The organism is Nocardioides montaniterrae (genome assembly GCF_054782655.1).
This window is the reverse complement of sequence record NZ_BAAGSB010000013.1, coordinates 1-13,615: the sequence shown is the minus strand read 5'-3', so window position 1 is coordinate 13,615 and position 13,615 is coordinate 1. Positions and strand designations below refer to the sequence as shown.

The following is a 13,615-nucleotide window of genomic DNA, read 5'->3' as shown; positions in this document are numbered from 1 at the left end:
GTCCTCGTGCGAATCCCCGTTCCTCCCCGCCTGCTCCGCCGCCTGCGCCGGCGTACCGTCCTCATCGGTCTCGTCCTCGTCGTCGCCGTGGCAGCCACCGCCACCTGGCTGCTGGTGCGCTCGCCCGAGCAGGCCGCCGCGGCGACGTCCACCGCCACTGTCTCCCGCGGAACCGTCAAGCAGACCGTCGCCGCCAGCGGCACGGTCGCCGCGGCACGCAGCGCCGACGAGGACTTCGCGGTGGCCGGCACCCTCACCCACGTGTACGTCGACGAGGGCGACCGCGTCCGCAAGGGGCAGCGGCTCGCTGCGGTCGACGACACCTCCCTGCAGGCCACTCGCGCAGCGGCCGCGAGCCAGCTCGAGGCCGCCGAGACCCAGCTCGACGAGGACCGGGACGACGACGCCGACGACGTGCAGATCGCGTCCGACGAGGCGAGCGTCGCCTCGGCGCGCGCAGCCCTGACCGAGGCCGACGACGACCTCGACGACGCCGTGCTGCGCGCGAGCATCGGCGGCACGATCACCTCGGTCGGAATCGCCGTCGGCGATGCCGTCGGCGGCTCCTCGGGTGCTGGCGGTGACAGCGCGACCAGCACCGCGATCAGCATCGTGGCGGGTGGCAGCTACGTCGTCGACGCCGAGCTGTCGGCCTCCGACGTCGGTCGGGTCAAGGCCGGCATGCAGGCCACGATCAGCGTCACCGGTGTCGATGACACCGTCTACGGCACGGTCGAGGAGGTCTCGCGCGTCGCCGAGGCCAACGACTCCGGCGCCGCGGTCTTCCCCGTGACGATCGCGGTGACCGGCATCCGCAAGGACCTCTTCGCCGGCGCGTCCGCCGACGCCACGATCACCATCCGGGTCCGCGAGGACGTGCTGACCGTCGACACGCGCGCCGTGCGCAGCGACGCGGACGGCAGCTACGTCGAGCGGATGGTCGACGGCAAGGCCGTGCGGACGGCCGTCACCATCGGCCAGACCTACGGCCTCCAGACGGAGGTGAGGTCCGGGCTGAAGGTGGGCGACGAGGTCCAGGTCGTCTCCTTCCGAGCCCCCTCAGGCGGTACGCCGGACCTCTCCGACCTCCAGCAGCTGCGCCAGCAGATGGGCAGCGGGGGCGTCCCTGCCGGCGGAGTGCAGAGCTTCCAGATGGGCCCCGCCCAGTGAGCCCCGTCGTCCAGCTCGCCGCCGTGCGCAAGACCTACCGCTCGGGCCCGATCGAGTTCGAGGCTCTGCGCGGGATCGACATGGAGATCGCGCAGGGGGAGTACGTCGCCGTCATCGGCCCGTCCGGCTCCGGCAAGTCCACGCTGATGAACCTGGTCGGCTGCCTCGACGTCCCCACCGAGGGCCACTACTTCCTCGCCGGCGAGGACACCTCGGAGATGACCGAGACCGAGCTGGCGCGGGTGCGCAACCAGCGGATCGGCTTCGTGTTCCAGCAGTTCCACCTGCTCAGCTCGATGCCCGCGTGGCGCAACGTCGAGCTGCCGCTGGTGTACGCCGGCACGCCCCGCGCCGAGCGGCGTGATCGCGCCGTTGCCGCGCTCGAACGGGTCGGCCTCGGTGACCGGATCGAGAACCGCCCGGGTGAGCTCTCGGGCGGTCAGCAGCAGCGGGTCGCGATCGCGCGGGCCCTCGTCACCGAGCCGTCGATCGTGCTCGCGGACGAGCCGACCGGCAACCTCGACTCGGCCTCGACGCGTGAGGTGTTGGCGCTGCTGGACGAGCTGCACACCAGCGGTCGCACCATCGTGCTGATCACGCACGAGCCCGACGTCGCCGCTCGCGCGGCCCGCAACCTGGTCATCGCCGACGGCCAGATCACCTCCGACGTCCTCGTGGGGGCCGGTCGATGAGCTGGCTCGAGACGTTCCGGACCGGCGCGGCCGCGATCCGGGCCCACCGCATGCGGTCGCTGCTCACCATGCTGGGCATCGTCATCGGCATCTCGTCGGTGATCCTCACCGTGGGCCTCGGCCAGGGGGCGCAGCGCGAGGTCTCCGACCAGATCGACGCACTCGGCTCGAACCTGCTCATCGTCTCTCCCGGCAGCAGCACCTCCGGTGGCATCCGTGGCGGCTTCGGCTCGGCCTCGACGCTGACGCTCAGCGACGTGAGCGCCCTGGCGTCACGCGACGCGGCGCCGGACGTCGCAGCGGTCGCGCCCACCACGAGCGCCAACGCCACCCTGGTCAACGGCGCGACGAACTGGACGACCTCCGTCGTCGGTACGACGACCGACTGGCTCGGCGTCCGCACCCGCACGCTGTCGGCCGGGCGCTTCTTCACCGAGCGCGAGGTCACCAGCGGAGCGGCCGTCACGGTGCTCGGACCGGACACGGCCTCGGAGCTCTTCGGCAGGCAGAGCCCGGTCGGGCAGACGGTGGTGGCCGACGGCACCCCGCTCACGGTCATCGGCGTCCTCGACTCCTCCGGCGCCTCGTCGACCGGCGAGTCCGAGGACGACCAGGCCGTCGTACCGATCGCGACCGCCAAGCGCATGCAGGGCTCCGCCAGCCTGTCGGTGTCGACGATCTACGTCGAGGGCGCGAGCGCCGACCGGCTGTCCGCGGCGTACCAGGAGACGCAGAGCGTGCTCAGCAACCGCCACGGCGTCACCAGCGCCGACGCGGACTTCAGCATCTCCACCCAGCAGTCCCTCGTCGAGACGGCCAATGCGACCAACAAGACGATGACCGCGCTGCTCGCCGGCGTCGCGGCGATCTCGCTGCTCGTCGGCGGGATCGGGGTCATGAACATCATGCTGGTCTCGGTCACCGAGCGCGTCCGCGAGATCGGCCTGCGCAAGGCGCTGGGCGCGGCACCTGCGGTCATCCGCCGGCAGTTCCTGGTCGAGGCGTCGCTGATCGGTCTGCTCGGCGGCGTGGTCGGCGTGCTGGTCGGGGTCGTCGGCGCGCAGGTCCTGCCGGGCCTCATCGACCAGCCGGTCGCGCTGTCCGCGGTGGCCACCGCGGCCGCCCTGGCGACGGCGCTCGTCCTCGGCATCGGCTTCGGCGTCTACCCGGCGTCCCGAGCCGCGCGACTGACCCCGATCGACGCCCTGCGCAGCGACTGATGCGCTTCCCGACCTCCTCCGCAGCCCCCTCACGAAAGGCACCACCATGCTCCGTCCCCGTCTCCTGACCGTCCCCGCTGTGCTCGCGGCCGTCGCCGCACTCGCCACCGGATGCGGATCCGGTACGCCGTCGCCGAAGGGCACCTCGGACGTCGGGGCCGCCACGCTGGCCACCGGCGGCGGCGCACAGCTGCCCGGCGCGTCCGGCACCATCGCCGCGGTGTCCGGGAAGGTCGCCCAGGTCCAGAGCGCGATGTCCGGCCAGGTCGCGGTCACCTTCACCTCGTCCACGAAGATCACCGCCCAGGTCACCGCCCGGCGCAGCGACGTCGAGATCGGCTCGTGCGTGCTCGTCCGGTCGGCGAGCAGCGGTACGTCGGCCCCGACCCAGCCGCCGAGCAAGGTCACCGCGACCTCCGTGTCCATCACCGCTGCCTCCGGTACGTCCTGCGGTCGCGGTGCACGGGGCGGCACCGGTGCGCCGCAGGGGAGGCCGACCGGGATGCCCACCGACCTGCCGTCCGACCTGCCGAGCAACCTGCAGCGCGGCGCGCGTCCGGTCGGGCTCGGCGTGATGGGCGAGGTGACCGCGGTCAACGCCCACGGCTTCACGGTCGCCTCGACCGGCCCCGGATCGAGCACGACGGACGTCGCGGTGACGACCACCGGCGCCACGACGTACACCCAGCAGGAGTCCGCGGGTCTCTCGGCGGTCACCACCGGCCGCTGCCTGACGGCGATGGGCCACACCGACAGCACGGGCGGCGTCACCGCCACCACCGCGTCCGTCAGCGACCCGGTCGACGGCGAGTGCACGATGGGCTTCGGCGGCGCGCGTGCCGAGGATGCCTCGTGACGCGACAGGCGACGCGGCGCTGGCGCCGCCGGGCGGTGGTCGGTGCGACGGTCCTCGCGGTGAGTGGCGGGGGATGGGCGGCGTACGCCGAGGTGACCGGCACCCACCACCACTACCGGCTCGCGTCCGCCACGACCGGCGACGTGTCGGAGACCCTCGACTTGACCGGCACCGTCTCGGCCGCGGGCCGGGCCGACCTGGTCGCCGGCACGTCGGGCCGCGTGGTCGAGGTCCCCGTGAAGGTCGGTCAGCGAGTACGCCGCGGCGCGGTCATCGCCCGCCTCGACCAGACCGGCCTCCGGGCCGACGTCGTCGCCGCCCGGGCGGCGCTGGCCAAGGCCCGTGCCCAGCTCGGGACCGACGAGGCGGCTCAGGCCTCGGCGGTCGAGAACGCGGTCAGCAACAGCTCGAGCACCTCCCGCGCGACCACCCGTTCCGCGGTCGCGCTCACCACGCCCACCGCGACGTCGACCAGCTCCTCAACGCTCCCGGCGACGATCAAGAAGGACCAGGCGGCCGTCACGCAGGCCCAGACCACGGTGTCGTCGGCGCTGGCCGACGCGAAGCAGGCGCTGAAGGACGAGACCGCGGTGTGCGCCGACACCGGCAGTGCCCCGACCGCGACCCCGACCGACAGCGCGTCGCCGACCGCCACGAGCTCGACCGGTGGCAGCGACGCGTGCCAGAGCGCCCTCGGCACCGTCGAGGCCGCGCAGGACGCGGTCGCGACGGCCCAGGAAGCCCTCCAGTCCGCGCTGACCACGCTCACAGCGGACCTGCAGCAGGCCTTGACCGCCGCCTCAGCACCGAGCACTACCCCGTCCGCCCCCTCCGGAGGCACCGCGCAGCCGCCGAGCGCCCCCACCGGCGGCGGCGCCACGCCCGACAGCAGCACGGGATCCGGTACGTCGATCACCGCCGCCACCCTGGCTCGCGACCAGGCCGCCATCGACCAGGCGAAGGCCCAGCTCGCCTCGGCGATCGCCGCACGCGATGCCGCGGTGGTCCGCGCCCCCGCCGCGGGGCAGGTCCGCGACCTCTCGGTCGCCCGCGGCGACGAGGTCACCGGAGGCGACGCGGTCGCGGTGCTGGTCGGCGACGGGCTGACCACGGTGGAGATCGCCGCCAGCCAGACCCAGGCGCAGCAGCTGGAGACCGGCGCGGTGGCGCGGGTGACCCCCGCCGGCTCCGCGCGAGTGCTCCGCGGCAGGGTCACCCGGATCGCCCACGTCCCGACGTCGAGCTCGGACTCGACGTACGCCGTCGTGGTGACCCTCTCGGGCGACGCCGCGGGCCAGCCGATGATCGGCATGCCCGTCGGGGTCTCGGTGGTGACCGGCACGGCCCACGACGCCGTGACGGTGCCCGCGTCGGCCGTGTCCGACGGCTCCGTGGAGGTGCTCAGCGACGGCGTGGCGACCCGGACGAGCGTGACGGTGGGCGTCGTCGGCGCCCGCCGCATCCAGGTCGTCGACGGCCTCCGGGCCGGGGAGCAGGTGGTGCTCGCGGACCTCGACGAGGACCTGCCGAGCTCCGGTTCGTCGGGGCGCGACGGCGGCTTCGGCGGCCGTGGGGGGATGACGTCGGTCGGCGGCGGACCGCCGGTGGGCTTCGGCGGTGCCGGATAGCGGGCACTTGGCCGCTAATCTGTGGCGACTCATCAGCCGGAGGTACCGATGTCGCAGGCCGACGACCGCCCACGGTCCGGGGGAGCGCGCCGCGCCACCCGGTCGGTGCGTCGCTCGCGCGCCGAGCGCCGTGAGCTGCGCAGGGGCAGCGCATCGGTCGCGGGCCGTCGCGCGCTGCGGCCCGGTGATCCGGCGCCGACGCGGTCGGCCGACGTTCCGCGGGGCGGCGCCCGGCGGGCCGCCGTACGCCGCCGTCGCGCCGACACGCTCGGCAAGACGCTCGGCATCACCTTCCTCGGCGCGGTCGTCCCCGGCTCCGGTTACCTGTACGCCGGCCGCAAGGCCCTCGGCTGGCTCGTCCTCGGCGGCTGGCTCGCGGTCATCGGAGCGCTCTTCTGGCGCTACGGCACCGACTGGCACCGCGCGCTCGACCTGGTGTTCAACCCGCGGGCGCTGAAGATCGCCGCGGCGGTGGTCTCCGTCCTCCTGCTGATCTGGGTGGGCGTCGTCTGGACCTCCTACCGGATGGTCCGCCCGCGCCGACGTACGCAACGACAGACGGTGCTCGGCAACATCGCGGTCGTCGTGATCTGCCTCGTCGTCGCGGCCCCGGTGCTGCGGGCCGCCCAGTACGCCCTGGCCACGGCGGGCCTGGTGACCAAGGTGTTCGACAACAACAGGACGACCACCGCGCCGAACCTCGACGCCCACGACCCGTGGGCACACAAGGACCGGGTCAACCTGCTGCTCCTGGGTGGCGACGGCGACATAGGCCGCGAAGGCGTGCGGACCGACAGCATGATCCTGCTGAGCATCGACACCAAGACCGGGAAGATGGTCACCTTCAGCCTGCCGCGCAACCTGGCCGGCGCGCAGTTCCCGGCGGACAGCCCGTTGCACGCCCTCTACCCGAACGGCTTCACCGACGGCGACCCGGCGGACGGCAACTACATGCTCAACGCGGTCTACCGCGACGTCCCCATGTATCACCCCGGCGTGCTGGGCAAGAGCTCCAACGAGGGCGCCGACGCGATCAAGCAGGCGATCTCGGGAACGCTCGGCATCCCGGTCGACTACTACCTCCTGGTCAACCTCTCCGGCTTCCGCGAGATCGTCAACGCGATCGGCGGGGTGACGGTCAACGTCAACGAGCCGATCGCGATCCAGGGCGACACCAGCGACCACATCCCGCCGATCGGCTACATCGCGCCCGGACCGAACGAGCATCTCGACGGCTACCACGCGCTCTGGTTCGCCCGCGGCCGCTGGGGTGCCGACGACTACCAGCGGATGGACCGCCAGCGCTGCATGATCAACGCGATCATCGACGCCGCCAACCCGGGCAACCTCCTGATCCGCTACCTCGACCTGATCAAGGCCGGCAAGCAGATCGTGCTGACCGACATCCCGAAGGAGCTCGGTCCCGCGTTCGTCGACCTGGCGCTCAAGGTCAAGGACGGCAAGGCGAAGTCGGTGGTCTTCAAGACCTCGGCGAGCTTCAACTCGGCCGATCCCGACTTCGACTACATCCACGCCACGGTCCAGGCCGCGCTCCACCCGGCGAAGAAGCACCACCCTTCGGCCAACCCGCCCGAGGACCCGGTCGACGTCTGCGCCTACCACCCCACCGGCAGGACCGTCGCCGACGCCGAGGCGTACGACGCCCAGTTCAAGTGACGCGGCGGCCCCACTAGCCTGATCCCCACCACCAGGGGCGGTAGCTCAGTCGGTCAGAGCAGAGGACTCATAATCCTTGGGTCGTGGGTTCGAGCCCCACCCGCCCCACCCAGCCTCGAGCAGCGATGCCGGAGTCAGGGACGCCGGAGTCAGGGCAAAGCCCGGACACGGCGTCCGTCCCCTCGTAGCGTGGGCGCCATGAGGGAGCACCCGGCGCTGCGCAGCGCTGCCGTGAAGGTCGCCGCGCTGGGCACGGCGCTGGCAGCGGGCCTGGCGGTCGCCACGGTCGCCGGACCGCCGACGTCGGCGGCGACCAGTGCGCCGAGCAGCCTCGCGCAGGCCCAGCTGGTGATCGGTCCGGCTGAGCTGATGGCCGGCCCGACGTCGTACGCCGACTCCAACTTCGCCTCGCTGCCGGCGGTGAACGGCACGATGCGTGGCTACATCGCCAACATCAACACCTACCCCTTGCAGGGCCCCGACATGGCTCACCTCACCGCGGACTTCGCCAACCCCGTCCTGCGCTACGACCCGACCGCCAGCGCGTTCGACCACTGCGGTGCCTGGCTCCAGGGCCTGTGGCGCGATCCGGCCGACTCACAGCACGTCGTCGGCTGGTACCACGCCGAGACCGACTGCGCGAAGGACCCCGCGCAGCAGACGTCGGCGTACCCCGCGGGCACCGTGCTGCGCAGCATCGGCCAGGTCGTCTCGCACGACGGCGGGAAGACCTTCACGAAGCAGGGGCGGGTGCTGTCCTCCGCGGCGACGCCCGCGGACGGGCAGACGATCGGTGAGGGCAACCCGACCGCCGTGGTCAAGGACGACCAGCTCTACCTGCCCTTCACCGAGAAGACCACCCGGAGCCAGCTCGTCAGCATGGCGCGGGCGACGCCGGGCAACGGATCGCCCGGCACGTTCGGGAAGTACGACGGCTCCGGCTGGACGACGGCAGCCCAGGGCGGGACGGGCACCTCCGTCCGCAACATCGGTGGCGGCACCGCCTCGGGCCTCTACCAGCCGGGTGACGAGATGACGATGCTGTCCTTCGAGGCCACCGGCGGTGGCATCCGCCTGCGCTACGGCACCGACCCGACGGCGCCCACGGCGTTCAGCGCCCCGCTCATCCCGGCCGTCAGCACCGACGTACGCCCCTGGACCGACCTCCAGAACACCACCCAGCAGATGTTCGCCTATCCCTCGGTCGCGGCACCGACGGGCGGCAACACCTTCGGCTCGAGCTTCGACCTCGTCTACATGTACCTCCAGCCTGGCGGCGTGATGAAGAGCGACCGCTACCTGGTGCGCCGCGAGGTGTCGGTCCTGCCGCTCGCCCAGGGCGACCCCGCCGTCCTTCTCGCGCTGACGCGCTACCGCTCGTCGGGCGATGTCACCGCCACCGCCTCCCTCCCGACCAGCGCGTACGCCGAGGGCGAGCGACTCGGCTACGTCCTGACCCAGCCCGCTGCCGGCACCGCGCCGCTCCTGGACTGCATCGACGGCTCCGACAAGTACGTCGCCGCGACCAGCTGCCCCGTCGGCAGCGCACAGCGCACCACCGGCTACGTCTGGACCGATGACGCCGCGGGCCGCGCGCCGCTCTACTCCTGCCTGCGCGACACCGACCGCTTCCCGTCCACCGACTCCGGCTGCGAGGGCGCCGCTCAGGAGGGGATCGTCGGCTACGTCCAGGCGGGCGGTGCGCCGGCACCGCGGGTCTCGGTGAGCGGTGAGGTCCACGACACCACCACGACTCCGGACCTGGCTACGGCGCCGCCGCGATCGGGCGTCCAGGTGAGCCTGCTCGGCCCCGACGGCACCGCGGCGCGTGACGCCGCCGGCGACCTCGTCGCGCCGGTGACCACCGCGGCCGATGGCCTCTACTCCTTCACCGGGCTGCCGGTGCTGTCCCCGACCCAGCACTACACCGCGGTCATCGACGGGTTGTCGAGCGGCGAGGCGGCGGCTCCGGGCGCCCGGCAGGCGACCACGAGGCTGCTGACCGCCGATGGCGACACCCAGACCGCGCTGGACTTCGGTGTCGGCCCGGCCGCCGCGCCCATCAAGCCCACCATCGCCTTCTCCAGCCCGGCCCGTTACGGCACCGCGGTGACCATCACGGTCGGCGTGCCGGGTGCGACCGACGGCGACACCGTCTCGCTCCAGGTCGGCTCCTCGACGCCCGTCACCCGCCCGGTCAGCGCGGGCGCCGCATCGCTGGTGCTGCAGGCCAAGCAGGCGCCGGGCAGCTACCCGGTCACCGCGACGTACGGCTCGGCGACGACGTCGGCCACGCTCGTGATCGCCAAGGTCCTGCCCACGATCACCGAGACGTTCCCGGCCCGCACCCAGGTCGGCGGCCGCGCGTCCGGCGTCGTCACCCTGAGCATCCCCGGCACCACGATCCAGCCGCCGGGTCGCGTCGAGATCAAGCTAGGCAAGAAGGTGATCGTCACCTGGCGGTCGCTCACCTCGGGCCGTGTCTCGATCCGGCTGCCACGGCTGCCGATCGGCAAGCACACCCTCGCGATCAGGTACGCCGGCACGACGGCCATCTACGCGCGCACGCTGAAGTGCCTGATCACCCAGCGGTGATGCGGGTCAGCTCGCCCCCGCGATGCGCAGCCTCCCGCCCTGCTGGACCAGGCGCAGGACGACGGTCTCGGTACGCGTCTTGCGCCCGTGCCCGGCGGGCAGGGTGTAGCGGTAGGTGTACGTCGCGGTCATCCGCGCGGCGTCGCCGCTCACGCTGATGATCCGCGGGTCGCTCACCGACGCCCAGAACCTCAGGTAGTCCGGGCTGCGCCGCTGGTACGCCGGTGTCAGGAACCGGAAGCCGGCCTGCGGGTCGCGGCTCGCGGTCATCACGTAGGTCCGCGCGAACGCCACCAGCGTCGCGCTCGTCGGCCGGGTCGGTGTCGCCGTCGGGTGCGGCGTCGCCGTGGTGGCGGGAGTGGACGGTGCGCTCGACGTCGCTTCCGGCGGCGCCGTGGTCGGCGCAGCCTCCGGTGCCCCTCCGCCGTGGGCTCCGGCGACGAGCAGCAGCGCGACGACCGCCAGCACCAGGACGGTCGCGCCGAGAGCGATCGCCAGGATGCGGGTGCGTCGCTGCCGGTCGGCCGCGTCCGGCACGACCGCTCGCGGCACCACGGGCTCCGGCGGGGGAGTCGGGAGGGGGAGAGTCGGCTCGGGCTCGGCGGCCGGGTTCCCACTGCGGAGGTACGCCGCCAGCTCCGCCATGCTCGGTCGCGCGGCAGGGTCCTCGGCGAGCGCCATCTCGACCATCGGGCCGAGCCATCCCGCACGCCGCAGCCGGGCCGGGGTCTCCGGCGAGTGCTGGTAGGGGCGATGGCCCGCCATCGCGTGGAACAGCAACGCCCCGACCGACCACACATCGGTGGCCGCGGTCGGCGGACGACCGGCGACGACCTCCGGGGCGACGTACGCCGAGGAGATCTCCCCACGCACCGCTCCCCGCTGGTGGTCGAGCGCGATCTCCTGGGCGAGCGGCAGCACGGCACGTGCCGCCTCGTTCGGTCCGAGGAGTGCACCCGCCTGGAGCGAAGCCACGAGATTCGCTGCGTACCCGGTCACCTCTGCGACCCTAATCGAGGTTCCGCCCGTCCATGCGGCAGGCTTGGACCGCTCAAGCAACGCATCAGAGAGGCAACACCGTGTCGGTCGACCCCACGCTCCTCGACGACCTGGAGTGGCGAGGACTCATCGCCAGCTCCACGGATCGCGACGCCCTGCGCACCGCGCTGAGCGAGGGCAGCGTGAAGTTCTACGTCGGCTTCGACCCCACCGCGCCGAGCCTGCACATGGGCAACCTGGTCCAGCTGGCCACCGCCAAGCGCCTCCAGGACGCCGGCCACACGCCCTACCTCCTCGTGGGTGGCGCCACCGGCATGATCGGAGACCCGCGTGACTCGGGGGAGCGCACGCTCAACACCCTCGAGACCGTGCAGGAGTGGAGCGACAAGGTCCGCGCCCAGGTGTCCGCGCTCGTCTCGTTCGAGGGTGACAACGCCGCGACGGTCGTCAACAACTACGACTGGACCTCCGGCCTCTCCACGATCGACTTCCTGCGCGACATCGGCAAGCACTTCCCGGTCAACCGGATGCTGGCGCGCGAGACCGTCAAGCGTCGGCTCGAGTCGGGCATCAGCTACACCGAGTTCTCCTACGTCCTGCTCCAGTCGATGGACTTCCTCGAGCTGTTCCGCCGCCATGGCGTGACGCTCCAGTTCGGCGGCTCCGACCAGTGGGGCAACCTCACCGGCGGCGTCGAGCTGATCCGACGTGCCGACGGCGGCAACGCCCATGCCTTCTCCACGCCGCTCATCACCAAGTCCGACGGCACCAAGTACGGCAAGACCGAGGGCGGCGCCCTCTGGCTCGACCCGACGATGATGTCGCCGTACGCCTTCCACCAGTTCTGGCTCAACGTCGAGGACGAGAAGGTCGGCGAGCTCCTGCGCATCTTCACCTTCCTCGGCCGCGACGAGATCGAGGCGCTCGAGGCGCGGCACGCTGAGGCGCCGTTCCGGCGCGAGGCACAGAAGGTCCTCGCCGACGAGGTGACGACGCTGGTCCACGGGAGCGAGGAGACCGAGCAGGCCAAGGCCGCCGCGTTGGCGCTCTTCGGCACCGGCGACATCACCGCGCTCTCGGCCGACACCCTCGGTGCCGCGCTCGGGGAGGCCGGATCGACCGAGGTCACCGGAGACCTGCCGACCGTCGTGGCCCTGCTCGTCCTCTCCGGCCTGTGCGCCTCCAAGGGCGAGGCCCGTCGCACCATCGGTGAGGGCGGCGCCTACCTCAACAACGTCCGCGTCGAGGACGCCGAGCACGTCCCGGTCGCCGACGACCTGATCGGCGGCACCTGGCTGGTGCTGCGTCGCGGCAAGAAGCGGTTCGCCGGGGTCAAGGTCGGCTGATGTCCTGCGGGTGGGCAGCCGAGCTTCGTCGTACGGCGGAGCAGCGACTGCCCGCCGTCGTCGCTCGCTACTACGCAGCGGGCAGCGGCGAGGAGATCACGGCGAGCGAGGCGACCGCCGCGTGGCGCTCGATCCGGCTGGTGCCGCGCGTCCTGCGGGGCGACGTGGTCGTCGACACGACCACCTCCCTCCTCGCCCGGACCTACCGCACCTCCTTCGGGATCGCCCCCACCGCGCTCCAGCGCTGCGCCCACCCGCGCGGTGAGCTCGCGATGGCGGAGGCCGCGGGTCAGGCCGGCATGCCCCACGTCGTGTCCAGCAACGCCGGCCACACCTTCGCCGAGATCGGCGCGGTGGGAGCGCCGTGGTGGCTGCAGGCCTACCTGACGGCGGACCGCGCCGCCTCGCTCCCGATGCTCGACGCGGCCTGCATGGCGGGAGCGGAGGCCGTCGTGCTCACCGTGGACACTCCGGTTCCCGGCACCAAGGACCGCGTCGGCGACCAGGACTTCGCCGGCGTCGACCTCTCCTGGCACCGCGCCAACTACGTCGCAGGTGTCGCCACCGGGCAGCGCGGCCGCTGGGCCACCGACCTGTCCGCCGACGACGTCGCGTGGCTGGGGGAGCGGACGGGGCTCCCGGTGGTGGTCAAGGGTGTGCTGCACCCCGACGACGCCCGGTCCGCCCTCGAGGCGGGCGCCGCGGCGATCTGGGTCTCCAACCACGGCGGTCGCCAGCTGGACCGCGCTGTCAGCACGGCGGCCGCGCTCCCGCTGGTCAGGGAGGCGGTGGGCACCGCTACTCAGGTGTACGTCGACGGCGGTGTCCGCGGGGGAGCAGACGTACTCAGTGCCCACGCGCTGGGTGCGGACGCGGTGTTCCTGGGCCGTCTGCCGCTGTGGGGACTCGCCACCGACGGCGTCAATGGCGTGCTGACCTGCGCAAACACCGTCCAGAGCGAGCTGGTCGAGGGCCTGCTCCTGGCCGGTGTGGGGATCTCTGGCAGGGCGCGAGAGGCCCTCCGGGACCGGGTGTGACCGCCGACACCCACCCCCGATTTGTACTCAGTCACAGGGGTCTGTAATGTTCTCTTTGTCGCCAGGGAGCGGCGGGAAACAAGGCGCGGATCACCGCGAAGGGTTTCCGGCCCCGGGTGGAAGTCGATCAGTCAAGACCAGCGCTTTCGCGCCGCGGCCAAACTGAACGGCCATCAGTGTGGAGAAGATCTCGCAAGAGCGAACTCCGCTGCGTCTGATGTTTGAGAACTCAACAGTGTGTCATGCATTTTGATTGTTGTGAAATGTTTGTGCGGCAACCGAGTGGTTGTCGGAGTATTTTCGGCAATTGATGAATTCTAGACAACGTGATGTTGTCGGGGTTTGTCTTTGTTGGGTTTGAATTTTCTTATGGAGAGTTTGATCCTGGCTCAGGA

10 protein-coding genes and 1 tRNA gene are annotated in these 13,615 nt (G+C 72.1%); 10 read left to right on the top strand and 1 reads right to left on the bottom strand.

Going from position 1 to position 13,615, the window contains the following annotated elements; all coding sequences use genetic code 11:
• The first annotated feature begins 6 nt into the window (after positions 1 to 6).
• From ACYVJ3_RS14910 to ACYVJ3_RS14875, 8 genes are all read left to right on the top strand, one after another.
• Complete coding sequence (locus ACYVJ3_RS14910) at positions 7 to 1,170, top strand: efflux RND transporter periplasmic adaptor subunit (RefSeq protein WP_460853846.1); 1,164 nt, start codon at positions 7 to 9, stop codon at positions 1,168 to 1,170.
• Positions 1,167 to 1,862: an ABC transporter ATP-binding protein gene (locus ACYVJ3_RS14905; protein ID WP_460853845.1), complete on the top strand. Its 696-nt coding sequence runs from the start codon at positions 1,167 to 1,169 to the stop codon at positions 1,860 to 1,862. The genes ACYVJ3_RS14910 and ACYVJ3_RS14905 overlap by 4 nt, the downstream gene beginning before the upstream one ends.
• On the top strand, positions 1,859 to 3,082 hold the full coding sequence (locus tag ACYVJ3_RS14900; protein WP_460853844.1) for an ABC transporter permease: 1,224 nt from the start codon (positions 1,859 to 1,861) through the stop codon (positions 3,080 to 3,082). Before ACYVJ3_RS14905 ends, ACYVJ3_RS14900 begins: the two co-directional genes overlap by 4 nt.
• Before the next feature lie 46 nt (positions 3,083 to 3,128).
• Positions 3,129 to 3,938: a hypothetical protein gene (locus ACYVJ3_RS14895; protein WP_460853843.1), complete on the top strand. Its 810-nt coding sequence runs from the start codon at positions 3,129 to 3,131 to the stop codon at positions 3,936 to 3,938.
• Complete coding sequence (locus ACYVJ3_RS14890) at positions 3,935 to 5,566, top strand: efflux RND transporter periplasmic adaptor subunit (RefSeq protein WP_460853842.1); 1,632 nt, start codon at positions 3,935 to 3,937, stop codon at positions 5,564 to 5,566. Before ACYVJ3_RS14895 ends, ACYVJ3_RS14890 begins: the two co-directional genes overlap by 4 nt.
• A 48-nt stretch (positions 5,567 to 5,614) precedes the next feature.
• Positions 5,615 to 7,243 (top strand): LCP family protein, encoded by a 1,629-nt coding sequence (locus ACYVJ3_RS14885; protein WP_460853841.1) that lies wholly within the window; start codon positions 5,615 to 5,617, stop codon positions 7,241 to 7,243.
• Positions 7,244 to 7,277: 34 nt separating this feature from the next.
• Positions 7,278 to 7,351: transfer RNA gene (locus ACYVJ3_RS14880), tRNA-Ile, on the top strand.
• 90 nt (positions 7,352 to 7,441) lie between these two features.
• Complete coding sequence (locus tag ACYVJ3_RS14875; protein ID WP_460853840.1) at positions 7,442 to 9,838, top strand: hypothetical protein; 2,397 nt, start codon at positions 7,442 to 7,444, stop codon at positions 9,836 to 9,838.
• Positions 9,839 to 9,844: 6 nt separating this feature from the next.
• On the opposite strand, the gene ACYVJ3_RS14870 is transcribed toward ACYVJ3_RS14875, so the two are convergent.
• The gene (locus ACYVJ3_RS14870; protein WP_460853838.1) at positions 9,845 to 10,837 is read right to left on the bottom strand and encodes a protein kinase domain-containing protein; all 993 of its coding nucleotides are present in this window, start codon (positions 10,835 to 10,837) and stop codon (positions 9,845 to 9,847) included.
• Between the two features lie 80 nt (positions 10,838 to 10,917).
• On the opposite strand from ACYVJ3_RS14870, the gene tyrS reads away from it, so the two are divergent.
• Together tyrS and ACYVJ3_RS14860 are read left to right on the top strand one after the other, a co-directional pair.
• The gene (tyrS, locus tag ACYVJ3_RS14865; protein WP_460853837.1) at positions 10,918 to 12,183 is read left to right on the top strand and encodes a tyrosine--tRNA ligase; all 1,266 of its coding nucleotides are present in this window, start codon (positions 10,918 to 10,920) and stop codon (positions 12,181 to 12,183) included.
• Complete coding sequence (locus tag ACYVJ3_RS14860) at positions 12,183 to 13,220, top strand: alpha-hydroxy acid oxidase (protein WP_460853835.1); 1,038 nt, start codon at positions 12,183 to 12,185, stop codon at positions 13,218 to 13,220. The genes tyrS and ACYVJ3_RS14860 overlap by 1 nt, the downstream gene beginning before the upstream one ends.
• Positions 13,221 to 13,615 lie beyond the last annotated feature (395 nt).